This window comes from Sphingomonas phyllosphaerae (assembly GCF_029623345.1).
GTDB classification, from domain to species: Bacteria; Pseudomonadota; Alphaproteobacteria; order Sphingomonadales; family Sphingomonadaceae; genus Sphingomonas; species Sphingomonas phyllosphaerae_C.
Genome location: NZ_JAPYKH010000006.1, coordinates 142707 through 169625, shown reverse-complemented (window position 1 = coordinate 169625; position 26919 = coordinate 142707). Strand labels below are relative to the sequence as shown.

Genomic DNA, 26919 nt, shown 5'->3' with positions numbered 1-26919 from the left:
AGGAGTACGCCGCCCCAAGCCTAGCTTCGCCCGCGCCAAGCCACTCTCGGCTGGCGAAGCGCCGCCCGCCTCCCCACCTCTCACCCATGACGCTCTTTTCGCTTCTCGACCTCGTCCCCGTCACCGAGTCCGGCTCGGTCGCGGAGTCGCTCCGCAATGCCGCCGATCTCGCGCGGCACGCCGAGGCGCTGGGTTACAACCGTTATTGGGTCGCCGAGCATCACGGCATGACCGGCATCGCCTCGGCCGCGACCGCAGTGGTGATCGCGCATGTCGGCCAAGCGACCAGCACAATCCGCGTCGGCGCGGGCGGAATCATGCTGCCCAATTCGGCGCCGCTCCAGATCGCCGAGCAGTTCGGCACGCTCGACGCGCTCTTTCCCGGCCGCATCGACCTTGGCCTGGGCCGCGCGCCCGGCTCGGATCAGCGCGTCGCGCATGCGCTACGCCGCAACCTGAGCAGCGACGCCAACGAGTTCCCGCGCGACGTGGTCGAGCTGCAAAGCTATTTCGCCGACGACGGTCGCACCGGCATCACCGCCACCCCTGGCGCCGGCGCGAAACCGCAGATGTGGATCCTCGGCTCCAGCCTCTTCGGCGCGCAGCTCGCCGCGATGCTGGGCCTGCCCTATGCCTTCGCCTCGCATTTCGCGCCCGACGCGCTCGACCAGGCGCTGGCGATCTACCGCCGCGACTTCCGCCCCTCCGCGACGCTGGAGCGGCCCTATGCCATGGCGGGCTTCAACATCTTTGCTGCGGACACGCACGAGGAGGCCGAGCTGATCGCCAGCTCGCAGCAGCAGCAGTTCGTTGCGCTGCGCACCGGCAACCCCGGCCGGATGAAACCGCCGGTGCCGGGCTATCGTGCCTCACTGCCGCCGCAGCATGCCGCGATCCTCGACCAGGCGCTGTCGGCTAGCGCGATCGGCACGCGCGACGAGGTCGCACGCGGCATCGCCGCTTTCGTCGCGCGCACCGGCGTGGACGAGCTGATGATCACCAGCGCGGTGTACGACCATCAGGCCCGCCGGCGCTCGATCGCGCTGGCGGCGGACGCGATGCAGGAGCTCAAGCTCGCGGCATAATCGCCGCACGCGCGCCCTTGCTCGACCGCCATCGCGCCGCTAACCGCACGCGATGGCGCGCGTCGGCATCATCATGGGATCCACCTCCGACTGGGAGACGATGCGCCACGCGAGCGAGACGCTAGATGCGCTCGGCGTCGCGCATGAGACCAAGGTGGTCTCGGCGCATCGCACTCCGCAGCGGCTGTACGACTACGCCAGCGGCGCGGCCGGGCGCGGGCTCCAGGTGATCGTCGCGGGTGCCGGCGGCGCGGCGCATCTCCCGGGCATGGCGGCGTCGATGACGCATCTGCCGGTGCTCGGCGTGCCGGTGGAGTCCAAGGCGCTCAAGGGCATGGATAGTCTGCTGTCGATCGTGCAGATGCCCGGCGGCATACCGGTCGGCACGCTGGCGATCGGCAAGGCGGGCGCGATCAACGCGGGCCTGCTCGCCGCCTCGATCCTCGCGCTGGGCGACTCCGACCTCTCCGCGCGGCTCAAGGCGTGGCGCGAGCGGCAGACCGACTCGGTCGCGGTCGACCCGGCATGAGCGACGCGCCGATCCCGCCGGGCAGCACGATCGGCATCCTCGGCGGTGGCCAGCTCGGGCGCATGATCGCCAGCGCGGCGGCCGACCTCGGCTATCGCACGCACGTGCTCGCACCCGATCGTGAGAGCGTCGCGGCGCAGACCGCCTCCTCGCTGACACGCGCCGATTATCACAATAAGGTGGTGCTCGCCGACTTCGCCGCGCAGGTCGACGTCGTCACCTATGAATTCGAGAATGTCGCCGCCGGCCCGGTCGAGTGGCTGGCCGAGCGCGTGCCCGTCTATCCCGCTTCGAAGAGCCTCGCGGTGGCGCAGGACCGGATCAAGGAAAAGAGCTTCGTCGAGCAGGTCGGCGGCCGGCCTGCGCGCTGGCTGGCGGTGGCCTCGCGAGAGGAACTCGACGCCGCCGTCGCCGCGATCGGTTGCCCCGCGGTGCTCAAGACGACGCGCTTCGGCTATGACGGCAAGGGCCAGGCGCGGCTTGCCTCCCGTGCCGACGCCGACGCGGCGTGGGAGGCGATCGGCGGGCCGGCGGTGCTTGAGGCGTTCGTCGAGTTCAGCCACGAATTCTCGATCGTGCTGGTGCGCGGCCGCGACGGCGCGATGACGAGCTACCCGCCGCCGTGGAACGAGCATCGCGATGGCATCCTGCATCGCTCCACCGTCCCTGCGCCGCCCGAGATCGCGCGGCAACGGACCGAGGCGGCCGCGCTGACCGGGCGGATCGCGGACGCGCTCGACCATGTCGGCGTGCTCACCTGCGAATATTTCGCGAGCGCGAACGGCCCGGTGTTCAACGAGATGGCGCCGCGCGTCCACAATAGCGGGCATTGGACGATCGAAGGCGCGGTCACCTCGCAATTCGCCAACCACGTTCGTGCGATCTGCGGTTTGCCGCTGGGCGACACCGCGCTTACTGCTACGCAGGTGGCGATGGAGAATTTGATCGGTGACGAATGGGAGCGCTGGCCCGAGCTCGTCGCCGAGCCGGACGCGTACCTGCACCTCTACGGCAAGCGCGAGAGCCGCGCCGGGCGCAAGATGGGGCATGTCACGCGCGTGACGCGCTGAGCAGGGTTAGTCGGGCTCAGTAGAGATCCTTCTTTACCGCCTCGTTATAGCGATTCTTGCCGGGCCGGTCGGCGAAGGCGACATGCGCCGGATCCAGCACGCGGACAAAGCCGGGCGGACCGCCGCGTGGTGACACGTCGAGCCCGTCGTCACGCCCGCTGGCGAGACAGAAGAAGCTTGCCTGCTTGAGATCGGCGTCGTGAACATCGATCAACCGCGGCAGCACCGCGCGCTGGATCGACTCGGCCGGCGCCGCATTGAGGCAGTCGAGGTCGGCGGCGGTGAGATCAGGCATCGCCGTCCCCGAGTGAAACCGGACCGTAATGTCCGGCTCGCCGCTGCCCCAACGCGTGCTGACCCGGATTGGCGTATGCGCTGCCGCCGCCGCGACGATCCGCCGCGGAGCAAAGCCGCCCGCGGGGGGTTGCAGTGGCGTAACGATCCCCGAGGTTCACCGAATGACAATCCCGCGGCGCCGTGTCGAGAACGGCGGCTTGCTCCTGTTCCTGTTGCTCATCAGCGTCGCGCTGGTGGCGGTGGTGTCGAGCTTCCTCGGCGCGTTGCTCTGGGCCGGGTTGGCGGCGCTATTGTTCCAGCCGCTCTACCAGCGCCTGCTCAAGCGCTGGCCGGACCGCCGCAACGTCGCCGCCGCCGTGACCCTGCTGATCATTACCGTGGCGGTGGTGATCCCCGCGCTGATCATCGGCAGCCTCGTGGTGGATCAGGCCGCGGGGGTCTACACCCAGCTACGCGGTGGGCAGATCAATTTCGCGACCTATTTCCAGCAGGTGCATGACGCATTGCCGCGACGGTTGCAGGGCATGCTCGACAATTCGGGCTTCAACAGCTTCGAGCGCGCGCAGGCGCAGCTGAGCGCGGCGGTGAGCAACAGCGCCAGCACGCTGACGCGACGCGCGCTGTTGATCGGCGCCAATGCCGCCGCCTTCTTGTTGGCGTTCGGCGTCGGGCTGTACGTCACCTTCTTCCTGCTGCGCGACGGCGACCGGATCGGCCCGGCGGTGGTGCGCTCGCTGCCGCTCGAGCCCGCAGTGGCAGGCCAGCTCGCGGACAAGTTCGTCGCGGTGGTGCGCGCGACGATCAAGGGATCCGGCGTGGTCGCGATCGTGCAGGGCGCGCTCGGCGCGGTGACCTTCTGGATCGTCGGGCTGCCCGCCGCGCTGCTCTGGGGAATCCTGATGGCGATCGCCGCGCTACTGCCCGCGGTGGGACCGGCGATCATCTGGGCGCCGGTCGCGCTCTACCTCTTCGCTACCGGTGCGATCTGGCAGGCGGTGGTGGTGATCCTGTCGGGCGTGCTGGTGATCGGCCTCGCCGACAATATCCTGCGCCCGATCCTGGTGGGCCGCGACACCGGGATCCCGGACTGGCTGGTGCTGGTGACGACGCTCGGCGGGATCGATCTGGTCGGGCTCAGCGGGATCGTGGTCGGGCCGTTGGTGGGCGCGCTGTTCATCACGGGCTGGCAGGTGCTCACCGAGCAGCGCGCGGCGCAGCGGACAGATAAGGATATTTAGTGCTCCCTCCCGTTCAGGGGAGGGCCGGGGTGGGGCGTCGCCGTCTCACCGAGACCAGCGCGTTCGAGGAACCGCCCCACCCCAACCCCTCTTCTAAAGGGGGCGAGGCTAAAACGTCACCTCAACCGACGCGCGTGCCCGACAGCGGGAAGCTGCCGAACGCGCCCGCGCCGACGCTGCCGCTGATCGTGTCGCCGTCGACCGTCGCGGAGATGTCGAGCGTCATCGGCATTGGCGAGGTCATCTGCTGCTTCCACGCCAGCGTGTCGCCGTTGACACTGCCCTGCACGTCCGACGCGCCCATCGCGCCAGAGGCCTGGCCGGTGAAGCTGTCGCCCTGCGACGTCACCGTCAGCGTCAGCTTCTGGTCGCCCAGCGGCGACTTCACGGTGCAATCGTAGGTTCCGTCGACTCCGGCCATCACGCTCTCCTCACTTCGGGGCGGCGGCAGGCGTCGCCGCGGGCGGCGCGCCCGCGACCGCGGATGCCGCCATGACCTCCACCGGCAACCCCAAGGAGTCAAGCTGCGGCTTCACCTTGGCGGCCTCTCCCACGACCACCCAGACGAACCGCGCCGGATCGATCGCGGCCTTGGTCGCCGCGGTCACCTGCGGCAGCGTCAGCGCGCGGTACTTCTGCGGGAGCGTCGCGTAATAATCGTCGGGGCGGCGATACAGGTCGTTCGACTGCATCGCGTCGAGCACGTTGTCCGACGTCTCGAACTCGCCCGAGAGCGAGCGCGTGCCGCCGTTGACCGCGCGCTCGAACTCGGCCTGGGTCATCGGCTGCGACGTGAGATATTGCGCCATGTCGCCGCGCAGCGCCGCGAGCGCCGGACCGGTCTGGTCGGCCTGTACCGGCGCGGAGACCACATAAGGCGCGGCGAAGGCGTTGCGGCTGAAATTGCCGCCGACGCCGTAGGACCAATGCTTGCTCTCGCGCAGGTCCATGTTGAGCCGGCCGAGGAAGCTGCCGCCGAGCGCATCGTTGCCGACCTCGACCGGCAGCAGCTCGTCGGTACCCTTGAGGCCGGTCTGCACGCCGCCCGCGATCAGCGACTGCGGGCTGTCCGGGCGATCGATCACGACGATGCGCGGGCTGACCGAGGTGACACGCGCGGGGAAGCTCTTGGTGCCAGCGGCCCCGTCGGCGCGCCAGTCGCCGAAGCGCGCCTCCATCACGCGCTGCACCTCGGTGAGCGGGCGATCGGAAACGACGAAGATCTTTGCCTTGTCGGGGCGCAGCCAGGCCTGGCGGAAGGCGAGCAGGTCGGCGCGGTTCAGCGACGCCACCGCGACGGGATCGCCCGAGCCCTGCGCCTTGGCATAGGGCGAACCCGGCGACACCAGCTTGGGCAGCACGCGCCGCGCCAGTCCGTTGGGGCTGGTCAGCTCCTGCGCGATCGCGGTGAGCTGCTGCGTCTTGACGCGCCCCAGCTCGGCCTCGGCGAAGGACGGCTCGCGCGCGATGCTCGCCCACAGCGCGGCGCCCGCGTCGAGATTGGCGCTCGGCACGCGCAACCCCAGCGAGGTGCGGTCGGCGCTGCTGCCGCTCGAGATCGACGCGCCGAGCCGCTCGCGCGCCTCCGCGATCTGGATCGAGTTCAGCGCGCGCGTGCCCTCGTCCATCATCGCCAGCGTCAGCTGCTGCGTGCCGAGCTTATCGGCGACGTCGGCGGCGACGCCCGCGTCGAAGCTGAGCACCGCCTGGGTGACCGGCACCGCGCCGCGCTGCGCGTAGACCAGCTCGATCCCGTTCGACAGTCGCGCGCGCTCCACCTTGGGGAAGCTGAGCGCGCCGATCGGGCCGACGTCGGGGAGCGGCCCGCGCGTGCCCTTCGGCGGCTGCTCGGGCGCTTGCTTCACCGGCGCGGGTGGCGGCACCTTGCTCTCGGCATAGGCGTCGCGCTGGCCGTTGATGATCTGGAGCGAATAGGCGGCCCGCGTCAGCCATTTGGCCGCCGCGGCGCGGACGCTGGCGGGGGTCTGCGCGGCAAGCGCGGCGAGCTGCTTCTTGTAGAAACCGGGATCGTCCGAATAGAGCGCGCCCTCGGCGAGCGCGACCGCCTTGCCGCCGAACCCGCCGACCGCCTCCAGCCCGCCGATCCGCGACGAGACCGTGCTGGTGACGTAGCGCGCCACCTCGTCGGCGCTGGGGCCGTTCTTGACGAAGTCGGCGACGAGTTGGTCCATCCGCGCCTGCACCTGCGCCGGGTCGACGCCGGGCTTGACGATCGCGGTGAGCTGGAAGGTGCCGACCTGCGCGAAGCTCTCATATTCCGCAGACGCCTGCACCGCGAGCTTCTCGCCCTTGACCAGCACGTTGTCGAAGCGCGAGCTGGCCAGCCCGCCGAGCACGCCGGCGGCGACCTCCAGCGCGGGCGCGTCGCGGTCGTTGAGGCCGGGCACCGCCCACTCCTTCATCACCAGCGTCGCCGCGACGCGGTCCTTCATGATCTCGCTGGCCTTGCCCGGCAGCGACGAGGGCACCGGCGCGGGCAGCGCGACGCTCTTCGGGCCCGCGGCGATCGCCCCGAAGTATTTCTGCACCTTGGCGCGCGCGGTGGCGAGGTCGACGTCGCCGGCGAGCACCAGCACGGCATTGTTGGGCCCGTAATGGCCGCGGAACCACTCCTTGACGTCAGCGAGGCTGGCGGCGTCGAGGTCGGCCATCGAACCGATCGTGGTGTGGCCGTACGGGTGGCTCGCGGGGAACAGCCCTTCGGTCGCCTTGTAGCGCAGCAGGCCATAGGGCTGGTTGTCGCCCTGGCGCTTCTCGTTCTGGACGACGCCGCGCTGCTCGTCGAGCACGCTCTGGGTTATCGCGCCGGTGAGATAGCCCATCCGATCCGACTCGAGGAAAAGCGCGCGGTCGAGCGCGGCGGTCGGCACCGTCTCGAAGTAATTGGTGCGATCGAAATAGGTCGTGCCGTTGAAGTCGGTGGCGCCGACCTGCTGGAGCGGCTCGAAGAAGTCGCCGGGTGCGTTCTCGCTGCCGTTAAACATAAGATGCTCGAACAGATGCGCGAAGCCGGTCTTACCCTGCGGCTCGTGCTTGGAGCCGACATCATACCACACGCTGACCGCGACGATCGGCGCCTTGCGATCGGTGTGCACGATCACGCGCAACCCGTTCTTGAGCGTGAACTGCTGATAGGGAATGTCGATCGCCTTCACCAGCTCGGACACCGGCGCGGCGGCGGGAAGCGGCGCGGTGGGCGCCTGGGCGTGAGCAGGGGCAGAGAGGACCGCCAGCGCGGCACCGGCGGCCAGAAACGCACGATAGGTCAACGGATGATGCTCCCCGCGGGATGGTGACGGGGGCGACCATAGCGGGCCGGTGACCGCCCGCAAGCGTCGCGCCCAGCAACATGCCGATACAATTATTGACTGCACCGGCAGTAGTTGCTAAGGCAACGGAATGCCGTTCTACAATCGTAACAATTTCATGCCTGATGACTCGGCGGGCTATCTGATCAAGCGGTGCAACCAGCTCAACCTGGCGCTGCTCGATCGGACGTTCGCCGAGGAGGAGCTGACCGCCTCGCAATGGTCGACGCTGCTCACCATCCACCTCGATTCAGAGGCGACCTGCGCCTCGCTCGCGCGTGACCTCGCCTATGACAAAGGCGCGATGACGCGGCTGATCGACGTGCTCGAGGCGCGCGGACTGGTCGAGCGCGCGCGCAGCGAGGACGACCGCCGCGTCGTCAACCTGTCGCTGACCGACGCCGGGCGCGACGCCGCGATGCGCTGCCGCGACAAGGCGATCGGGTGCTGGAACCGCCATCTCGCCGACTGGAGCACCGACGAGATCGAGCAGTTCCTCGCGCAGCTCCGCAAGCTGCGCCATACGCTGGAGGAGACCGACGCATGCGACGACTGATCCCGCTCGCCGCGGCGCTGCTCGCCAGCGCCTGCGCCGTCCCCGGCTCGCCGCCGGTGACCGTCGCCAAGACCGCGCCCGAACTCGCGCTCGCCGGCCCGTCGGTGACGCTCGCGCCCGACTGGTGGAGCGCGATCGGCGACCCGCAGCTCGATCGCCTCGTCACCGACGCGCTGGCGGGAAACCCGTCACTCGACGTCGCCGCGGCGCGCGTGCGCCAGGCCGAGGCAACGCTGGCGCGGCAGGACGCCGAGCTGCGCCCCGACGCCGCGCTCGACGTCAACGTCCAGGGGCAGCGGCTGTCGAGCAATTACATCATCCCCCCGCCCTTCGCCGGCACGGTGCGCGCGCTCGGCACCGGCCAGGCCGGGCTCAACTGGAACCTCGACCTGTTCGGGCGGCAGAAGGCGGCGATCGCGGGCGCCGCGGCGCAGCTCCAGGCGGCCGAATATGACCGCGCCGCGGCGCGCCTGATGCTCGCCGGCGCGGTGGTGCAGAGCTACGTCGAGCTGGCGCGCGCCGAGCGCCAGGCGACGATCGCCGAGCGTACCATCGCGACGCGGCAGCAGTCGCTCGGGCTGGTCCAGGTGCGCGAGCAGAACCGGCTCGCCAGTCGTATCGACATCACCGCGGCGCAGACGCTCGTGTCGCAGGCGCAGCTCGCGCTGGTGCAGGCGCAGGGCGCGCGCGCGCTCGCCGCCGATGCGCTGGCGGCGCTGGCAGGGCGCGGCGGCGACTATGCCCGCGCCCTCCAGCCGACCCGGCTCGCGGCCGACACCGCGCTGCCGGTGCCGGCGACGCTGCCCGCCGACCTGCTCGCGCGCCGCCCCGACGTCGCTGCGGCGCAGGCGCGGATCGCCGCTGCCGCCGCGCAGCGCCAGGTCGCGCGCCGCGCTTTCTACCCGAACATCAACCTCTCGGCGCTGGTCGGACTGCAGGCGATCGGCTTCGGCAATTTCGTCGCCCTGTCGTCGGGGATCGCGGGGGGCGGCGCCGCCATCCATTTGCCGCTGTTCGACAGCGGGCGACGCACCGCCGAGCTGCGCGGCGCCACCGCCGCGGTCGACGTCGCCACCGCGCAATACAATGAGTCGGTCGTCGCCGCCGCGCGCGACGCCGCCGACGCGATCGCGCGCGTTCAGGCCGCCGACGCCGCGCGCGTGCGGCAGCGCGAGGTCGTGACCGGGCTGGCGGAGACCAACCGGCTCAACGGCGTGCGCGTGCAGAGCGGGCTGTCGAGCCGGCTCGACCTCGTCAACACCGACATCCGCCTGCTCGACGCCGAGCTGGCCGACGCCAATCTCGCGATCGACTCGCTCGCGGCGCGCGCGCAGCTCGCCACCGCGCTCGGCGGCGGCTTTGCGCTGCCGACGCCCACGCCCACGGGTAAGCCGAAGGCGCGCCGTCGCGCCTTCCTGATCCTCGGCGCGGTGCTGCTGGTGGTGCTGATCATCTGGGCGATCATGCACTTCTTCTTTGCCCCGCCGGAGGAGGAGACCGACGACGCTTATGTCGCCGGCGACGTGGTGGCGATCACCGCGCGCGACCCCGGCACGGTGACGCAGCTCCACGCCGACAACACCCAGTCGGTCACCGCGGGCCAGCCGCTGATCGATCTCGACCCGACCACCGCCGACGTCAACGTCGCCGCCGCGGCCGCCGAGCTGGCGCGCGCGGTGCGCTCGACCCGCGCCGACTTCACGCGTGTAGGTCAGTCCGACGCCGGGATCGTCCAGGCCGAGGCCGAGCTCAACCGCGCGCGCGACGATTATGCGCGCCGCCGCGGTGCCGCGCAGCAGGGCGCGATCTCGGGTGAGGAGCTGAGCCACGCCGCCGACGCGGTGAAGGTGGCGACCGCCAACCTGCGGCTCGCGCGCGAGCAGCGCCGCCAGGCGCAGAGCACCGTCCAGGGCACCGACGTCAACACCAGCCCCGCGGTGCTCGCCGCGGTCGCCAATTATCGCCACGCGGCGGTGGCGCGCGGGCACATGCACGTGATCGCGCCGATCGCGGGCGTGGTGGCGCAGCGCACCGTCCAGGTCGGGCAGCAGGTGAATGCGGGCACGCCGCTGATGGCGATCGTGCCGCTCGACCGTCTCTGGGTCGACGCCAATTTCCGCGAGACCCAGCTCAAGGATTTGCGCATCGGCCAGCCGGTCAAGCTCACCGCCGACATGTACGGCGGCGACATCGTCTATCACGGCCGCGTGATCGGGCTCGCCGCGGGCAGCGGCAACGCTTTCGCACTGCTGCCGCCGCAGAACGCCAGCGGCAACTGGATCAAGATCGTCCAGCGCGTGCCGGTGCGCGTCGCGCTCGACCCGCGCGAGCTGCGCGCCAATCCGCTGCGCGTCGGCCTCTCGGTCGACGTCACCGTCGACACCGCCGACCAGCGCGGCGCGCGGCTCGCACGGACCGCGGCGTCGCCCTATCGCGGCGACACCAACGTCGGGACCGACCCCAAGGTCGAGGCGGAAATTCGCCGCATCGTGGCGGCCAACCGGTGAGCGGCGTCGCGGAGCGGCTCGGGGCGGTGACCGCGATGCTCTTCCCTTATCCGTCCACCCCGGCGCACGCCGGGGCCGAGGTGGGGGACCTCGCCGTAACTCGCCGGCTTCACTCAACTGGACCCCGGCGTTCGCCGGGGTGGCAGGGGGATACAGCGATCCTCCTTTGCACCTTGCGGACGGACCTTCACCATGGCTAGCGCCGCGCCGCAGGAACAGGCGCCGCTGACCGGCGTCCAGCTCGGCGTCACCGCCTTCGCGCTGGCGCTCGGCACCTTTATGATGGTGCTCGACAGCACCATCGCCAACGTCTCGCTGCCGACGATCGCGGGCAATCTCGGCGTGTCGAGCGACAATAGCACCTGGGTGGTCACCGCCTTCGCGGTCGCCAACGGTGTCGCGGTGCCGCTCACCGGCTGGCTGATGCGACGCTTCGGCGTGGTGCGCGTGTTCTGCACCTCGGTGGTGCTGTTCACCATCGCTTCCTTCCTGTGCGGCGTGGCGTGGGACCTGCCCTCGCTCATCATCTTCCGCGTGCTTCAGGGCGCCGTCTCCGGGCCGATGATGCCGGGCAGCCAGGCGCTGCTGATCTCGATCTTCCCGCACGACAAACGCTCCACCGCGCTCGGCATCTGGTCGATGACCACGCTGGTGGCGCCGATCATGGGGCCGATCCTAGGCGGCTACATCTCCGACAACTACCATTGGTCGTGGATCTTCCTGATCAACGTGCCGTTCGGCGTCGTCACCGCTTTGGTGTGCTGGTTCAACCTACGCAGCCGCGAGACGCCGACGATGAAACTGCCGATCGACACGGTCGGGCTAGGGCTGCTGGTGCTGTGGGTCGGCTCGCTCCAGGTCATGCTCGACCTCGGCAAGAACGCGGACTGGTTCAACGACCCGCTGATCGTGGTGCTGACGCTCACCGCGGCGGTCGCCTTCGTCGCCTGGGTGATCTGGGAGCTGACCGACGCCAATCCGACGGTCGATCTGACCTTGTTCGCGCGCCGCAATTTTTGGATCGGGAATCTCTGCTTCTCGCTCGGCTACGCGGTGTTCTTCGCCAACATCCTGATCCTGCCTTTATGGCTCCAGACCCAGCTGGGCTATACCGCGACCTGGGCCGGGCTGGTGGCGGCGCCGAGCGGCGTCGTGGCGGTGCTGCTGACGCCGCTGGTGGCGCGGCTGTCGGGGAAGGTCGACGCGCGCGTGATCGCCACCGTCGCTTTCGGCGGCTTCGCGATCAGCTACTGGATGCGCTCCGGCTATACCGCGCAGGCGACCTTCGGCGACCTGGTGCTGCCGCTGCTCGTCCAGGGCGTGTCGATGAGCACCTTCTTCCTGGCGATGCTGACGATCTCGCTCGACAAGATCCCACCGCAGCGACTGCCCTCCGCGACCGGCATCTCGAACTTCTGCCGCATCACCGCGGGCGGGTTCGCCGCCTCGCTGATCTCGACCGCGTGGGACCGGCGCGAGGCGCTGCACCAGAGCCGGCTCGCCGAGGCGATCGGCAACGGCATGCCCTATCAGCTGGCGGCCGAGCAGATGCAACGCATGGGCATGAGCGCGCAGCAGGCCGCCGGCGCGGTGACTCGCCAGATGGTGGGCCAGGCCTATCTGCTCGCCTCGGTTGATCTGTTCCGCCTGTCGGCGTGGCTCGCCGCCGGGCTGATCCTGCTGGTGTGGACCTGCCGCCGGCCGAGCGCGCCGTCCGGGCCGGTCGCGGCGGATTGAGAGGGGCTCGTGCCCCGGCAAAGGCCGGGGTTGTGGGTACGGCGGGAGTGGGTCTCGCCAGCGTCGCCCAACTGGGCCCCGGCCTTCGCCGGGGAACGATGAAAGCGATGTGTCGTACCGATATTGGCCCTCGCCCTTTCCGCCAGCCACCTTGGTGAACGCCGGGGTCCAGTTGGGAAGGCCTCCGTCAAACTCACCATCGTTTCCCGACTGGGCTCCGCCGTCCGCCGGGACGGTCGTAAGCGCGGCGTGGTGGCGAGAACGTAGCAGTGGTGAGGGCGGAGCGGGTGCCGAGCGCGTCGCGATTGGCCCCGCCCCCTCCCCCCTGCTAAGACGCGGACATGACCGACTTCGCCGCCACCCGCGCGCTGTTCCATCTGCCGCCGGGCGTGATCTACCTCGACGGCAACTCGCTCGGCCCGCTGCCGCGCGCGGCCGAGGCGCGCGCCGCCGCGGTGATCCGCGAGCAATGGGGCGAGCGGCTGATCCGCGGCTGGAATGACTGTGAGTGGATGACACTGCCGACGCGCGTCGGCGACCGTATTGCGCGGCTGGTCGGCGCGCCCGCGGGCAGCGTGATCACCGGCGACACGCTCTCGATCAAGCTGTTCCAGGCGCTCGCCGCTGCGCTCGCGCTGCGCCCCGACCGCCGCATGGTGCTGAGCGACAGCGGCAATTTCCCGAGCGACCTCTACATCGCCCAGTCGCTGCTCGACTCGCTCGGCCAGGGTCACGAACTGCGCGTCGTCGCCCCCGAGGAGGTGATGGACGCAATCGACGAAGACGTCGCGGTGACGATGCTGACCGAGGTCGACTATCGCACCGGTCGCCTCCACGACATGCGCGCGCTCACCGCCCGCGCGCATGTCGCGGGTGCAATCGCCTTGTGGGACCTGGCCCATTCCGCCGGCGCGCTGCGCGTCGACCTCACCGGCGCCGACGCCGACTTCGCGGTCGGCTGCACGTACAAATATCTCAACGGCGGCCCTGGCGCCCCCGCCTTCCTCTACCTCGCGCCGCGCCACGCCGAAACCGCGCGGCCGATCCTGAGCGGCTGGCTCGGCCATCGTGCGCCGTTCGCGTTCGAGCGCGACTATTCGCCCGCGCCCGGAGTCGAGCGGATGCGGGTGGGCACGCCGCCGGTGATCGCGCTGGCGGTGCTCGACGCCGCGTTCGATGTCTGGGACGGGGTCGACATGGCCGACCTGCGCGCCGCCTCGATCCGCCTCTCGCAGCGGTTCATCGCGGAGGTGGAGGCGCGCTGCCCGCAGCTCACGCTCGCCTCGCCGCGTGACCCGGACGCGCGCGGCAGCCAGGTGAGCTTCGCGCACCCCCAGGCCTATGCGGTGATGCAGGCGCTGATCGCGCGCGGCGTGATCGGCGACGTGCGCGCGCCCGACCTGCTGCGCTTCGGCTTCACACCGCTATACCTCGGCGAGGAGGAGGTGGTGCGCGCGGTCGACATCCTCGCCGACATCCTCGTGACCGACGCCTGGGACCGCCCCGAGCATCACGCCCGCGCCGCGGTGACGTGATGGGCGAGCATCACGACGCCGAGCTCAACTTCGCCGAGCGCATGGGCTATGGCGACTATCTCGCGCTCGACCGCGTGCTCGACGCGCAGCATCCGCTGAGCGACGCGCACGACGAATTGCTGTTCATCATCCAGCACCAGACCAGCGAATTGTGGATGAAGCTGGCGGTGCACGAGTTGGAGAGCGCGCGCGACGCGATCCTGGCCGATCGGCTGCCGCAGGCGTTCAAGCTGCTCGCGCGGGTGGCGCGGATCCTCGAGCAGCTCAACGGCGCCTGGGACGTGCTGCGCACGATGACGCCGTCCGACTATACCAGCTTCCGCGACGCGCTGGGGCAGTCGTCGGGGTTCCAGTCGTGGCAGTATCGCGCGGTGGAATATCTGTGCGGCAACCGCGTGTCGGCGACGCTCGGGCCGCACCGCCACCGCGCGGCGACGCTGGCGCGGCTTGAGGCGATCCTCGCCGCGCCGAGCGTCTACGACGCCGCGCTGGTCCGCCTCCACGCCGCCGGGCTGCTCGCCGACCCGGCGCGCGACTGGCGTGCGCCGCATCTCGCGAGCGAGGCGGTGCTGGCCGCGTGGGAGCAGGTGTACCGCTCGCCCGAAACGCATTGGCCGCTCTACGAGTTGGCGGAGAAGCTCGTCGACCTCGAAGATTATTTCCGGCGCTGGCGCTTCAATCACGTCACCACGGTGGAGCGCGTGATCGGGCTCAAGCGCGGCACCGGCGGCACCGCGGGCGTGTCGTACCTGCGCAAGATGCTCGAGGTCGAGCTGTTCCCCGAGCTCTGGCAGGTGCGCACGCGGTTGTGAGGGGGGCTAGTGCCCCGGCGAAGGCCGGGGCCCAGGTGGGAAGGCCGTCGCGTGTCTCACCAGCGTACCCCCACTGGGCCCCGGCCTCCGCCGGCGAACGTCAGGGGCGAGCCCAGCGCGCTTCACCGTGGTTCCGCTCCTCGGCGTTCCGTCCTACGCCCCAGGCAACCACCACGAAGGTCGCGCCCCATGAGACTCCCGCTGCTCGCCTCCACCGCTCTGTTCCTCGCCGCCCCGGCACTGGCGCAGCAGGCGCCCGTCGCCGCAGCCAGCACCGCCCCTGGAGAGGTCCCGCTCGGCCAGCTGTCCGACACCGCGCGCCCGAGCGCCTATCGCATCGACCTCACCGTCCGCCCCGAGCAGGAGCGCTTCACCGGCCACGCCGAGGTCGACGCCGAGCTCCGCCGCGCCACCCCCTCGCTCTACCTCCATGGCAACGGCCTCGCGGTCGCCAAGGCGGTCGCGCGCTCCGGCGATCGCACCGTCAGCGCGCGCTACACCCAGGTCGACGCCTCGGGGGTGGCGCGGCTCGATTTCGCGACGCCGCTCCCCGCCGGCCGCGTCACGCTCGCCTTCGACTATGACGCGCCCTTCATGACCGGCGCCGAGGGGCTGTACCGCGCCAAGGTCGGCGACGACTGGTACGCCTGGACGCAGATGGAGCCGATCGACGCGCGGCGCATGTTCCCCGGCTTCGACGAGCCCGGCTTCAAGACGCCGTTCACGCTCAGCGTCACCGCGGCGAGCGGGCAGAAGGTCTTCGCCAACACGCCCGAGACCGCCGCCACGCCAGCGGGCGCCGGGCTGACCCGCCACGTCTTCGCCCCCTCCAAGCCGCTGCCGACCTATCTCGTCGCGATCGCGGTCGGGCCGTTCGACGTGGTGCCCGGCGACGCGCCGGCCAACGCGGTGCGCACCACTGCGCTGCCGTACCGCGCGATCGCCACCAAGGGGCAGGCCGAGCGGCTCCGGCTCGCCGCGTCCGAAGGGCCGAAGATTCTCGCGCTGCACGAGCAATATTTCGGCATTCCTTACCCTTACGAGAAGCTCGACCAGATCGCCGGCCCGGTGATGAGTGGTGCGATGGAGAATGCCGGTCTCGTCAGCTACAATGACACGCTGCTGCTGCTCGACCCCGACGCACCCGCGTCGCAGCGGCGCGGCTTCGGCACGGTGGTGGCGCACGAGCTGGCGCATCAATGGTTCGGCGACCTCGTCACGCCGCGATGGTGGACCGACATCTGGCTCAACGAGAGCTTCGCCGAATGGGCCGGCAACCGCGTCGGCGAGATCTGGCAGCCCGGGCTCGGCACCGACGTGGCGCAGCTCGCCGAGGCGTTCGCGGCCATGGATACCGACAGCCGCGCAGTCGGGCGCCCGATCCGCCAGGAGATCACGCGCAACGACCAGATCGCCAGCGCCTTCGACTCGATCACGTACCAGAAGGGCGGCCAGGTGCTGACGATGGTGGAGCGCTATCTCGGCGCGGAGAAGTTCCGCAAAGGCGTGCAGTTCCACCTGAACCGCTTTCGCTACGGCACCGCCGCCGCGGACGACTTCTTCGAGTCGATGGCGACCGGCTCGGGCGATCCCGGCATCGTCCCGGTGTTCCGCAGCTTCGTGACGCAAACCGGCGTGCCGGTGGTTCGTATCCGCGCCGACGCGGCCGGACGGTGGCAGCTCAGCCAGCAGCGCTACCGCCCGATCGGCGTCGCCGCACAACCGACGCCGCAGACCTGGACGGTGCCGGTCTGCGCGCGCCAGGGCGAGACGCGCAGTTGCACCCTGCTCGCCGGCGCGACCGGCACGCTCGCGTTGCGCGGCAACGGCCTGGCAGTGCCCAACGCCGACGGCGCGGGATATTGGCGCTACAGCCTCGACGACGCCGGCTGGGCGCGGCTGCTACAGGGCGCCGACACGCTGCCCGCGCGCGAGGCGATGGCGGCGGCGGACAGCCTCTGGGCTGACTTCCTCGCGGGCAACGCCAGCTTCGCGCGCGTGATCGCGGGAGCACGCGCCTTCGCCGCGCATCGCGAGCGCAGCGCGACGCTCCAGCTGCCGCAGGCGATCGCAGAGGTCGAGCTGCTCGACCTGTCGCCCGCCGCGAGCGCGGGGCTGCGCCGGCTCGCGGGCGAGCTGTCGCTGCCGCGGCTGCGCGCGCTCGGCGCGGTGTCGTTCGCGCCCGGCGCCTATGCCGGCGAGGAGACCGGGCAGAGCCTGCTGCGGCAGAATTTGATCGACTATGCCGCGCAGACCGCGCGCGACGCGGCGCTGCGTTCACAGCTCGCCGCAGCCGCCGAGGGCGCGCTCGCGGCGACGCCGCGGCCGATCGATCCCTCCTATCGCGAGCTGGCGTTCGCGGTGGCGGTGGAGGACCGCGGCGTGACCTTCATGAACCGGCTGCGCGACTCGCTGGCGAAGAGCGGCGACCCGTTGTTCCGCTCGCACGCGGTGCGCGCGCTCGGCCATGCCACCAGCGAAGCCGAGGTGGGGCGCGCACTCGAGCTGACGCGCGACCCGGCGCTGCAATCGACCGAGCGACTGGCGCTGATGACCCGGCTCGCCGGCCAGCCGCTCGGGCGCGACGCGCTGCTGGCGCTGTTCACGCGCGACTTCGACGGTGCGATCGCGGGCGTGCCGGCCTTCGCGCGCGCACGCATCCCGACGGTGTTCGGCGGCTATTGCAGCGCGGACAAGGCTGACGCGGTCGAGGCGCTGTTCCGTCCACGGTTGGCGACGCTGGGCGGCGGCGAACTGGAGCTGAGCCAGGCGCTCGGCGCGATCCGCCAGTGCGTCGCGCTACGGGCGGCCAAGCGCACGGAGGTGGAGACGGCGCTGCGGTGAGGGGGTTGGCGGTCCGTCTTAGGCGAAAAGGAACCCGCCGCGGAATAGCAGCACGTCGAGTGGCGACGAGCCCCTCCCCAGGGGTGGGGTTGGGGTGGGGCGCTTTCTCCGGCGGCACGCTCGTGGAGGAACCGGCGCGCCACCCGCGACACGCGCAGGGGCACGCCTCAAGCCCCCCGCAGCATCCGGATGATGCCGGAGAAATCCTCGCCACCATGTCCGCCCTCGCCGAACGCGCGGTACAGGTCGCGCGCGTGCTCGCCGAGCGGCAGCGTCGCGCCGCCGTCCGCCGCCGCGGCCATCGCCAGCTCCAGGTCCTTGAGCATCAGCGCGCCGGCGAAGCCGCCGCGATAGTCGTTGTCCGCGGGCGACTGCGGGCCGACCCCCGGCACCGGGCAGTAGCTCGTCATCGACCAACTCTGCGCGGTCGCCTTGCTGGCGATGTCGTAGAACACCTGCGGGTCGAGCCCAAGCCGCTCGGCGAGCACGAAGCCCTCGCAGGTCGCGATCATCGTCGCGCCCAGGATCAGGTTGTTGCACAGCTTCGCGGCCTGCCCGGTGCCGCTCGCGCCGGCGTGGATCACCGCCTTGCCCATCGCCCCGAGGAAGGGCTGCGCGCGATCGAACGACGCCGCGGGACCGCCGACCATGAAGGTGAGCGTGCCCGCGGTCGCCGCGGCGATCCCGCCGGACACGGGCGAGTCGACCGCGGCGACGCCGCGCGCGCGCGCTTGCTCGGCGACCGCGCGCGCGGTGGCGACGTCGATGGTCGAGCAGTCGATCAGGATCGTCGCGGCATCGACCAGCGGAAGGATCTCGTCATAGACCTGGGCGACGTGGCGCCCGGCGGGCAGCATGGTGACGACCGCCTCGGCCCCCTCGACCGCGGCCGCGGCACTCTCGGCGGCGAGGCAGCCGGCGGCCTCGGCGCGGGCCAGCGCCTCGGCGGAGAGATCGAAGGCGCGCACGTCATGACCGTGTTTCGCCAGGTTGGCAGCCATGCCGCCGCCCATGTTGCCCAGCCCGATGAACGCAACGCGTGCCATTGTCTCTCTCCTGCTCGCTGGGGCTTTCCCCCCATCCGTTCGCATAGGTAGCCGTCGAGCTTACCAAGACGCCGTATCGAGCGGTCGGTGCGTGCGGCCCTCTCGACACGTGATCTCGGCAAGCTCGATCACTGCTCGAGGGGACCGGAGGGGGTAGCCGGTTTTCTCACCGCCCGCTCCACTGCCCGGCGCGCTTCTCCACGAACGCCGCCATCCCCTCCTTCTGGTCGGCGGTGCCGAACAAGGCGTGGAACAGCCGGCGCTCGAACTGGACGCCCTGAGCCAGCGTCGTCTCGAACGCGGCGTTGACCATCTCCTTGTTCGCGATGGCGGCGAGCGGCGCCATCTCGGCGATCATCGCGGCGGTGCGCAGCGCCTCGTCGAGCAGCTCGGCCGCGGGCACGACGCGGCTGACCAGTCCGGCACGCTCGGCCTCGTCGGCGTCGATCATGCGGCCGGTGAGCACCATCTCCATCGCCTTGGCCTTGCCGACCGCGCGCGCCAGCCGCTGCGACCCGCCCATGCCCGGCGACACGCCCAGCTTGATCTCGGGCTGGCCGAACTTGGCGGTATCCGCCGCCAGGATGAAGTCGCACATCATCGCCAGCTCGCAGCCACCGCCCAAAGCATAGCCCGCGACGGCCGCGATCAGCGGCTTGCGCGTGCGCGTCAGCTGCTCGTAGCCCGCGAAGAAATTGCCTGCGTACATGTCGGCGAAGCCCTGCCCCGCCATTTCCTTGATGTCGGCGCCGGCGGCGAAGGCGCGCTCGCTGCCGGTGAGAACGGCGCAGCGCTGCGCCGGATCGGCGTCATAGTCCCCGAGCGCGCGCAGCAGCTCGGCGAGCACCTGCGTGTTGAGCGCGTTGAGCGCTTTGGGACGGTTGAGCGTCAGCAGCGTCACCGCGCCGCGTCGCTCGACCAGGATCGTCTCGTAATCGGCCATGCGTGGGTCCCTCAATCGTGCGGAGTCCAGGCCTCGGCCTCGGGCAGCGGGGCGAAGATCTGGTCGATGACATGGTCGCTGACGCCCTCGGGCGTGGCGGGTTCCCACCTCGGCGCATTGTCCTTGTCGACGATCACCGCGCGTACGCCCTCGAGGAAGTCGTGGCGCTGCACCACGCGCGTGGCGACCGCATATTCCTGCCGCATCTCGTCGGCAAAGTCGGCCATGCCCGCGCCATGCTTCAGCAGCTTGAGCGAGACCTTCAGCGTCTGCGGCGACTTGGTGCGCAGCGTCGCCAGCGTGGCGCGCGCGAACTCGCTGTCGTCGGCCTCCAGGGCGGCGAACACCGCCTCGACCTCGTCCGAGGCAAACAGCCGGTCGATCGCCTCGCGCTGGTCGAGCAGCGCGGCGGGTCCGGGCTCGACATGCGCGGCGTCGAGCACCGCGCGCAGCTCGCCCGGGCGCGCGGCGATGTCGCGCTTGAGCGCGTCGAGCCGCGCGCTCTCGACATAGTGAGTCGCCAGCCCGAGCGCGTGGCAGGCCGCGCCGTCGACACGCGCGCCGGTGAGCGCGAGATACTGGCCGATCCGGCCGGGCAGGCGCGAGAGATACCAGCCGCCGCCGACGTCGGGGAACAGGCCGATGCCGGTCTCGGGCATCGCCAGCTTGGTGTTCTCGGTGGCGACGCGATAACGGCATGGCTGCGACAGGCCGACGCCGCCGCCCATCGTCACCCCGTCCATGAACGCAACCACGTCCTTGGCGTAGGTGAACAGCCGGTGGTTCATGCGATACTCGACGTGGAAGAAGGCGCGCGCGGCGCTGCCGTCGCCCGCGCCGCTCTCGGCGAGCAGGCGAATGTCGCCGCCGGCGCAGAAGCCACGACCCTCGCGATGGTCGATCGTGACGCAGCGGATCGTATCGTCGCCGCGCCAGCGCTCGAGCGAGTCGAGCACGGCAGCGCACATCTCGGCGGTGAGCGCGTGGAGCGCCTGCGGCCGGTTGAGCCGCAGCTTGGCGACGCCGCCCTCGGTCTCGGCGATGAGGTCAGCCATCTAATCCTCCCCGCTTGCGGGGAGGATCTGAGTCGCCCCCCTCATTGCCGGGTCAGCTCGCGGCCGACGATCATGCGCATCACCTGGTTGGTCCCCTCCAGGATCGAGTGGACGCGCAGGTCGCGCCAGAACCGCTCGATCGGATAATCCTTGAGATAGCCGTAGCCGCCGTGGAGCTGCAGCGCGCGGTCGACGATCGACGAGCCGTTGTCGGTCGCCAGCCGCTTGGCCATCGCCGAGAAGCGCGACTTGTCGGGCGCGTCCGCGGTCACCTTGGCGGCGGCGAGGTAGAGCAAGGCGCGCGCCGCCTCCAGGTCAGTCGCCATGTCCGCCAGCGTGAACAGCGTGTTCTGGAAGTCGGCGATCGGCTGGCCGAACTGCTGGCGCGCGCGCGCATAGCGGATCGACTCGTCGAGGCAGCGCTGCGCGCCCCCGAGCGAGCAGGCGCCGATGTTGAGCCGCCCGCCGTCGAGCCCCGCCATCGCGATGCGGAACCCCTCGCCCTCGGCGCCGACCAGATTGGCGGCGGGCACGCGGCAGTCCTCGAAGATCACCTGCGCGGTCGGTGAGGCATTCCAGCCGAGCTTGCGCTCGGGCGCGCCGAAGGACAGGCCGGGCGCGCCCTTCTCCACCACGATCGCGCTGATGCCGCGGCTCTTCTCCTCGCCCGTCCGCACCATGCAGACGTACAGGTCGTTATAGCCCGCGCCCGAGATGAACTGCTTGGTGCCGTTGAGCACGTAATCGTCGCCGTCGCGCCGCGCGCTCGTCTTCAGCGCCGCCGCGTCCGAGCCCGAGCCGGGCTCGGTGAGGCAGTAGCTGCCGATCGTCTCCATCGTGACGAGACCGGGCAGGAAGCGCTCCTTGATCTCCGCCGAGCCGAAGCGGTCGATCATCCATGCCACCATGTTGTGGATCGAGATGAACGCGCTGGTGGCGGGGCAGCCATAAGCCATCGCCTCCATTACCAGCGCCGCCTCAAGCCGGCCGAGCGCAATGCCACCCGCCGCCTCGCTGACGTAGATCGCGCCGAAGCCGAGCTCGCCCGCCGCCTTCCATACGTCGACGGGATAATGATGCGTCTCGTCCCACTCGGCCGCGTGCGGCGTGATGCGGTCGGCGGTGAAGCGGCGCGCAAGCTCCTGGATCTCGCGCTGCTCGCCTGTGAGATCGAATTGTGGGGTGAGGTCGAACTGGTCGGTCATGTCCTGCCTTGCGGTCAGCAGCGCCGGTAGCGCTGGACATTGGGAGCCTCGCTGCGGACGAGGATGGTGCCGCCCTGCTCGAGCGTGAAACGGTCGCGCCGCTCCCACGACGGACCGCCCGCGCCGTCGAAGCGGAGGTCCGCCACAACCTCATAGGGCGAGTGCTGCTCCAGCCGCTGCACGCGTGCCTTCGCTTCGTGGAAGCGGATCGTGTCGGCGTCGACGCTGATCCGCCCGGTGGCGTTGGTGTTGGCGAGCTGGCAGTCGTCGTAGCTGACGCCCCAGTAACCGAGGAAGTCGGTCGGGAAGGCGCGGGCACGCGCCGCGGTCTTGGCCGGCGCGGCGATCGGCACGCCGGCGCGGGCGGTGGTGGCGACGCCGTTCTGCGCCGCGGCGCGCTCGATCGCGGCCTGGGCACGCGCCTCGTCCTCGGGCACGTCGTGGCGGTTATAGTCCGCCGTGTCGGGTGAGCACGCGGCGAGCATCGCCGCCAGCCCCACCGTCATCGCCATCCGTCCGCTTCGCCGCATCTCGTCACCCCATTGTCGGGATCACGAACGCGTCCTGCACGCGCGAAGGTCCACCGTCCTCGCTGCCGCCGGGGAGCGCGGAGCCGTCGGGCCAGCGCTGCGTCACGGTCTTGACCTTGGTCCAGAAGCGCACGCCCTCGGTGCCGTGCTGGTTGACGTCGCCGAAGGCGCTGCGCTTCCAGCCGCCGAAGCTGTGATAGGCCACCGGCACCGGGATCGGCACGTTGATGCCGACCATCCCGACGTTGACGCGCGCGGCGAACTCGCGCGCGGCATGGCCGTTGCGCGTGAAGATCGCGACGCCGTTGCCGTATTGATGCTCGCTCGGCAGCCGCACCGCGGTCTCGAAATCGGGGGCGCGGACGATCTGGAGCACCGGGCCGAAGATCTCTTCCTGGTAGGAGCGCATCTGCGGCGTGACCCGGTCGAGCAGCGTCGGGCCGACGAAGAAGCCCTGCTCATGGCCCTGGAGCGTGAAGTCGCGACCGTCCACGACCAGCTCCGCGCCTTCCTCGACCGCGGTGCCGATCCACTCCTCGATGCGCTGCTTGTGCGCGGCGTTGACCACCGGCCCGTAATGCGCCTCGGGGTCGGTGGAGACGCCGACGCGCATCGCGCGGATCGCCGGCACCAGCTTCTCGCGCAGGCGGTCGCCGGTCTGCTCGCCGACCGGCACCACGACGGGCAGCGCCATGCAGCGCTCACCCGCCGAGCCGAAGGCGGCGCCGGCGAGATCGGCGACGACCTGATCCAGGTCGGCGTCTGGCATGACGATGCCGTGGTTCTTCGCGCCGCCCATCGCCTGGACGCGCTTGCCCGCCTCGACGCCGCGGCGATAGACGTAATGCGCGATGTCGGAGGAGCCGACGAAGCTCACCGCGGCGATCGCGGGATGGTCGAGGATCGCGTCGACCATCTCCTTGTCGCCGTGGACGATCTGCAGGATGCCTTCAGGCGCGCCCGCCTCGAGCATCAGTTCGGCGAGCCGCACGGGGACGCTGGGATCGCGCTCCGACGGCTTGAGCAGGAAGGCGTTGCCGCAGGCGATGGCGACACCGAACATCCACATCGGGATCATCGCCGGAAAGTTGAACGGGGTGATGCCAGCCCCGATGCCGAGCGGCTGGCGCATCGAATAGACGTCGATCCCCGGCCCCGCGCCCTGCGTATACTCGCCCTTGAGCACGTGCGGAATGCCGCAGGCGAACTCGATCACCTCAAGCCCGCGCTGGATATCGCCCTTTGAGTCGGCGATTACCTTGCCGTGCTCGGACGAGAGCAGCCGCGCCAGCTCGTCCATCTCGCGCTCGACCAGCTCCTTGAAGCGGAACATCACGCGCGCGCGGCGCTGCGGGTTGGTCGCGGCCCAGCCGGGCTGCGCCGCCTGCGCCGCCGCGACCGCGCGGTCGAGGTCGGCCGACGTGCCGAGCGTCACGCGCGCCTGCACCTGCCCGGTGTTGGGGTCGTAGACGTCCCCGAAGCGCGCGCCGTCGGTCGCAGCGCCACCGCCGCCCGCGACCGCTGCCACGCCGACGATGTGATGGTCGATGGTGCGCATCGCCTCTCCTCTCTCTCTTCCCTCCGCTGTGCGACCCGGCGCGGTTGCAGGCAAGCGGCAATTCTGCAACCTCCGGCTGCGATGATGCAGCCGATCGCCTGGAACGATTTGCAGGATTTCCTCGCGGTCGCGCGCACCGGCCAGATCGCCCGCGCCGCCGCGCTGCTCGGCGTTGACGCCACGACGGTCGGTCGGCGGCTGCGACGACTCGAGGCGCGACTGGGCCGGACCCTGTTCGAGCAGACCCGCGAGGGGCAGGTGCTCACCGAGGCGGGCGAGTCGCTGCTCGCCCAGGTCGAGCAGATGGCGAGCGCGGCGGAGCGCATCGGCGAGGGCGCCGATCCGCCCGGGGCGCTCACCGGCACGCTGCGGGTGAGCGTATCGGAGGGGTTCGGCATCTGGCTGGTGGCGCAGCACCTCGACGCGTTCGCGGCGGTGCATCCGGCGCTGACGATCGACCTGGTGGCCAACTCGGGCTTTCTCAGCCCGTCACGGCGCGAGGCCGACGTCGCGGTTCTGCTCGCACGTCCGCGCCATGGCCCGGTGGTGGCGAGCAAGCTCTCCGACTATGCGCTGCACCTCTATGCGGCGCGTTCGCTGGTCGAGCGCGACGGCCTGCCGACGTTGGCGACACTGGGGATACGCCACCGACTGGTCGGCTATATCCCCGATCTGTTGTACGCGCCCGAGCTGCGATACTTGAACGAGATCGATTCGGCGCTGGCGCCGACGCTGCGCAGTTCGAGCATCAATGCGCAGGCTCGGCTGATCGCGGCGGGCGCTGGTGTGGGCGTTCTGCCACACTTCATCGGCGGCCATGATGAGTCGCTGATGCGCGTGATCCCTGATGTGGCGGTCACGCGCGGCTTCTGGCTGGTCACGCACCGTGACACGCGACAGTTGCGGCGAGTCCGCGCGTTTCGCCAATGGTTAACACAATTGGTCGATCAACAGCGTCATCGACTGCTGCCCGCTTGCAACACTGTCCCATGATAAGGTCTTAACACAGGACATTTTTCTGGACTCACGCGGCTGTCTACGTAGAGAGGGAGCATCGCGCTTCCTTAACCGTTGGTCGGTTTGGAACAGGGGTAGGTCTCATCAATGATTAGCGTGCGTCGCCCGCTCACTCTGCTGTGGCACCTCACGATCGCCCGCGTGGTGATCGGCGGTCTTGTCGGCGTGGCCGCGGTCGGCAGCTATGGTGCGCTGGGCGGCACGATCGGCGGCCTCGGCATCGCCGAGGCGTCCGCCAAGGTCGCGCGCCTGATCGACCTTCCCGATCCTGCTGCGATCCTCGGCGCGCGTTCGCCCGGCGGCCGCGATGCCGGTGCGATGTTCACCACCAAGCCCGCCAAAGAGCGGCTCGCGTCGCGTCCGCGCGTGCCGGTGCCCGGCGCGCCGCGCGAGCGCGTGCTGAGCAACGTGCGCGAGCGGCCCAGCATCGGCTGGGCGCCGCCCTTTGTCGAGCTGCCCGCGACACCGCTCGCCTTCGGGCCGGGCGTACCGGTCGGCGACGTGCCGCTCACCCCGGCCGTGCTCGGTCCGCTGCCGTCCGGCGGCGGCTTCACCCCGACGACGCCGTTCATCCCGGGCGGCGGCACCGGCGGCGGCGGCGGCGGCGGCGGCGGCGGCGATGATGTCGTGCCGCCTCCCGCGGTGCCTGAGCCCGCCACCTGGGCGACGATGATCCTCGGCTTCCTGATGGTCGGCGGTGCCCTCCGTCGCGTCGCACGCCGCCGCGCGGCGGAGGTCGACGCGGCCGCATGAGCCGGCTCGCCGGCGGGGCGATCGCGCTCGCCGCGGCCGGCGTCGGTGCGCTCGGCATGGCGTGGTGGAGCCGGCCGGCGACCGCCCCCCTGTCCTTGCCCGCACCGCGCGCGGAGGTGCCGGCAACTACCATCGGCAGCTATGGCACGCGGGTGAGCTACCCCGCCGGTCGCGAGCCGTCACTTGCCGCGCCCGGCGGAACGCCGCTGCTGGTGCACAGCCTCCTCCGCGTCGACCGCCCGATGCATTTCGGTGACTATGTCTGGAACGAGAGCGGCGTTCCGGCGGAAGGCGACACGCGCATCCGCGTCGATCTGTCGCGCCAGCTCATGTCGGTGTTCCGCGGCGGACACGAGATCGGCACCGCGGTGATCCTCTACGGCACCGACCACAAGCCTACCCCGACGGGCACCTTCCCGATCCTTGCACGCGCGCGGCTGCACCAGTCGACGCTCTATGACGCCGAGATGCCGTACATGCTGCGGCTCACCAACGACGGCGTCGCGATCCACGCCAGCGCGGTGCGGCGCGGCTATGCCACGCACGGCTGCGTCGGCATCCCCGAGGATTTCGCACGCCGCGTCTTCGGCACCAGTGCGCGCGGCGACCTGGTGACGATCACCGCGTAAACATAGCTTACCCGCCGCTAACCGCGTTTGGCGACCGGTTGGCAAGTGGCCGGCCCATACAACGTCTTCCTGGATCGAGCATCAGGAAGGGTTCCGGACATGCCCCGCGCCCGAGCGTCCCGCCGGCTCATCGCCGCCGTCGCCGCCCTGCTGGCTGCCCCGCTGCTGAGCGGCGCGGCAAGCTTCTCGCAGACCTTCGATGCGCGCGTGCTCGCGGCGCATAATCACGAGCGCGCCTCCGTGGGCCTCGCGCCGCTGCGGTGGAACCGCGACCTCGTCCAGTCGGCACAGCGCTGGGCCGACTATCTCGCCAGCACCGGCCGCTTCGAGCATGCGCCCGAGCGCCACTATGACCCCGAGGGCGAGAACCTCTGGGCCGGCACGCGCGGCTATTTCACGCCCGAGGCGATGGTCAACGGCTGGATCCGCGAGAAGCGCTACTTCCGCCAGGGCGTGTTCCCGTATAACAGCGTGACCGGCCGCGTCGACGACGTCGGCCACTACACCCAGCTGATGTGGCGCGACACCGACGAGGTCGGCTGCGCGGTGGCGCGCGGCGGCGCGGAGGACGTGCTGGTGTGCCGCTACAAGAACGCGGGCAATTACCTGGGCGAGCAACCCTTCTGAGGCACCGAGGGACTCGC

Annotated in this window: 23 protein-coding genes; 14 read left to right on the top strand and 9 right to left on the bottom strand. The window is 70.6% G+C overall.

Annotation, left to right across the window (positions count from 1 at the left end):
* The first annotated feature begins 86 nt into the window (after window positions 1-86).
* Genes QBJ89_RS08305 through QBJ89_RS08295 form a run of 3 tightly spaced genes read left to right on the top strand, consistent with a single transcriptional unit; the run spans window position 87 to window position 2684 of the window.
* On the top strand, window positions 87-1085 hold the full coding sequence (locus QBJ89_RS08305; RefSeq protein ID WP_277980054.1) for an LLM class flavin-dependent oxidoreductase: 999 nt from the start codon (window positions 87-89) through the stop codon (window positions 1083-1085).
* Window positions 1086-1137: 52 nt separating this feature from the next.
* Entirely contained in the window at window positions 1138-1614 is a 477-nt protein-coding gene (purE, locus tag QBJ89_RS08300) for a 5-(carboxyamino)imidazole ribonucleotide mutase (RefSeq protein ID WP_277980053.1), read from the top strand.
* Window positions 1611-2684 carry a 5-(carboxyamino)imidazole ribonucleotide synthase gene (locus tag QBJ89_RS08295; RefSeq protein WP_277980052.1) on the top strand — a complete coding sequence of 358 codons (1074 nt, stop codon included), beginning with the start codon at window positions 1611-1613 and terminating at the stop codon, window positions 2682-2684. The genes purE and QBJ89_RS08295 overlap by 4 nt, the downstream gene beginning before the upstream one ends.
* A gap of 16 nt (window positions 2685-2700) precedes the next feature.
* Here the strand turns inward: QBJ89_RS08295 and QBJ89_RS08290 are convergent, their stop codons facing one another.
* Window positions 2701-2979: a hypothetical protein gene (locus tag QBJ89_RS08290; RefSeq protein ID WP_277980051.1), complete on the bottom strand. Its 279-nt coding sequence runs from the start codon at window positions 2977-2979 to the stop codon at window positions 2701-2703.
* A gap of 163 nt (window positions 2980-3142) precedes the next feature.
* On the opposite strand from QBJ89_RS08290, the gene QBJ89_RS08285 reads away from it, so the two are divergent.
* Window positions 3143-4219, top strand: a complete 1077-nt coding sequence (locus tag QBJ89_RS08285) for an AI-2E family transporter (protein WP_277980050.1) — start codon at window positions 3143-3145, stop codon at window positions 4217-4219.
* 121 nt (window positions 4220-4340) lie between these two features.
* Here QBJ89_RS08285 and QBJ89_RS08280 read toward each other — a convergent pair whose 3' ends face one another.
* Complete coding sequence (locus tag QBJ89_RS08280) at window positions 4341-4640, bottom strand: hypothetical protein (protein WP_277980049.1); 300 nt, start codon at window positions 4638-4640, stop codon at window positions 4341-4343.
* Between the two features lie 10 nt (window positions 4641-4650).
* On the bottom strand, window positions 4651-7509 hold the full coding sequence (locus QBJ89_RS08275) for a M16 family metallopeptidase (RefSeq protein ID WP_277980048.1): 2859 nt from the start codon (window positions 7507-7509) through the stop codon (window positions 4651-4653).
* Between the two features lie 130 nt (window positions 7510-7639).
* On the opposite strand from QBJ89_RS08275, the gene QBJ89_RS08270 reads away from it, so the two are divergent.
* The 6 genes from QBJ89_RS08270 to QBJ89_RS08240 all read left to right on the top strand — a co-directional run bounded on the left by QBJ89_RS08270 (window position 7640) and on the right by QBJ89_RS08240 (window position 17539).
* Window positions 7640-8104, top strand: coding sequence for a MarR family winged helix-turn-helix transcriptional regulator (locus QBJ89_RS08270; RefSeq protein ID WP_277980047.1), 465 nt, complete (start codon window positions 7640-7642; stop codon window positions 8102-8104).
* Window positions 8092-10611: an efflux transporter outer membrane subunit gene (locus QBJ89_RS20205; RefSeq protein WP_431522519.1), complete on the top strand. Its 2520-nt coding sequence runs from the start codon at window positions 8092-8094 to the stop codon at window positions 10609-10611. The genes QBJ89_RS08270 and QBJ89_RS20205 overlap by 13 nt, the downstream gene beginning before the upstream one ends.
* A gap of 192 nt (window positions 10612-10803) precedes the next feature.
* Complete coding sequence (locus QBJ89_RS08255; RefSeq protein WP_277980046.1) at window positions 10804-12348, top strand: DHA2 family efflux MFS transporter permease subunit; 1545 nt, start codon at window positions 10804-10806, stop codon at window positions 12346-12348.
* Between the two features lie 341 nt (window positions 12349-12689).
* Window positions 12690-13883: a kynureninase gene (gene kynU / locus QBJ89_RS08250; protein ID WP_277980045.1), complete on the top strand. Its 1194-nt coding sequence runs from the start codon at window positions 12690-12692 to the stop codon at window positions 13881-13883.
* The gene (gene kynA, locus QBJ89_RS08245) at window positions 13883-14695 is read left to right on the top strand and encodes a tryptophan 2,3-dioxygenase (RefSeq protein WP_277980044.1); all 813 of its coding nucleotides are present in this window, start codon (window positions 13883-13885) and stop codon (window positions 14693-14695) included. The genes kynU and kynA overlap by 1 nt, the downstream gene beginning before the upstream one ends.
* A 189-nt stretch (window positions 14696-14884) precedes the next feature.
* Window positions 14885-17539, top strand: a complete 2655-nt coding sequence (locus QBJ89_RS08240) for a M1 family metallopeptidase (RefSeq protein ID WP_277980043.1) — start codon at window positions 14885-14887, stop codon at window positions 17537-17539.
* Window positions 17540-17706: 167 nt separating this feature from the next.
* Here QBJ89_RS08240 and mmsB read toward each other — a convergent pair whose 3' ends face one another.
* The 6 genes from mmsB to QBJ89_RS08210 all read right to left on the bottom strand — a co-directional run bounded on the left by mmsB (window position 17707) and on the right by QBJ89_RS08210 (window position 23876).
* On the bottom strand, window positions 17707-18585 hold the full coding sequence (gene mmsB, locus QBJ89_RS08235) for a 3-hydroxyisobutyrate dehydrogenase (protein ID WP_277980042.1): 879 nt from the start codon (window positions 18583-18585) through the stop codon (window positions 17707-17709).
* A 166-nt stretch (window positions 18586-18751) separates the two neighbouring features.
* A complete protein-coding gene (locus tag QBJ89_RS08230; RefSeq protein WP_277980041.1) occupies window positions 18752-19528 on the bottom strand; it encodes an enoyl-CoA hydratase in 777 nt (258 codons plus the stop codon).
* Window positions 19529-19539: 11 nt separating this feature from the next.
* Window positions 19540-20583, bottom strand: a complete 1044-nt coding sequence (locus QBJ89_RS08225; RefSeq protein WP_277980040.1) for an enoyl-CoA hydratase/isomerase family protein — start codon at window positions 20581-20583, stop codon at window positions 19540-19542.
* A gap of 41 nt (window positions 20584-20624) precedes the next feature.
* Window positions 20625-21788, bottom strand: coding sequence for an acyl-CoA dehydrogenase family protein (locus QBJ89_RS08220; protein ID WP_277980039.1), 1164 nt, complete (start codon window positions 21786-21788; stop codon window positions 20625-20627).
* Between the two features lie 14 nt (window positions 21789-21802).
* A complete protein-coding gene (locus tag QBJ89_RS08215) occupies window positions 21803-22300 on the bottom strand; it encodes a hypothetical protein (RefSeq protein WP_277980038.1) in 498 nt (165 codons plus the stop codon).
* Between the two features lie 22 nt (window positions 22301-22322).
* Window positions 22323-23876 (bottom strand): CoA-acylating methylmalonate-semialdehyde dehydrogenase, encoded by a 1554-nt coding sequence (locus QBJ89_RS08210; RefSeq protein WP_277980037.1) that lies wholly within the window; start codon window positions 23874-23876, stop codon window positions 22323-22325.
* 84 nt (window positions 23877-23960) lie between these two features.
* Between QBJ89_RS08210 and QBJ89_RS08205 the strand changes: the two genes are divergently transcribed.
* The 4 genes from QBJ89_RS08205 to QBJ89_RS08190 all read left to right on the top strand — a co-directional run bounded on the left by QBJ89_RS08205 (window position 23961) and on the right by QBJ89_RS08190 (window position 26902).
* On the top strand, window positions 23961-24869 hold the full coding sequence (locus QBJ89_RS08205; RefSeq protein ID WP_277980036.1) for a LysR family transcriptional regulator: 909 nt from the start codon (window positions 23961-23963) through the stop codon (window positions 24867-24869).
* Window positions 24870-24980: 111 nt separating this feature from the next.
* Complete coding sequence (locus QBJ89_RS08200; RefSeq protein ID WP_277980035.1) at window positions 24981-25646, top strand: PEPxxWA-CTERM sorting domain-containing protein; 666 nt, start codon at window positions 24981-24983, stop codon at window positions 25644-25646.
* Window positions 25643-26275: a L,D-transpeptidase family protein gene (locus QBJ89_RS08195; RefSeq protein WP_277980034.1), complete on the top strand. Its 633-nt coding sequence runs from the start codon at window positions 25643-25645 to the stop codon at window positions 26273-26275. Before QBJ89_RS08200 ends, QBJ89_RS08195 begins: the two co-directional genes overlap by 4 nt.
* A gap of 99 nt (window positions 26276-26374) precedes the next feature.
* A complete protein-coding gene (locus tag QBJ89_RS08190; protein ID WP_277980033.1) occupies window positions 26375-26902 on the top strand; it encodes a CAP domain-containing protein in 528 nt (175 codons plus the stop codon).
* Window positions 26903-26919: the final 17 nt, after the last annotated feature.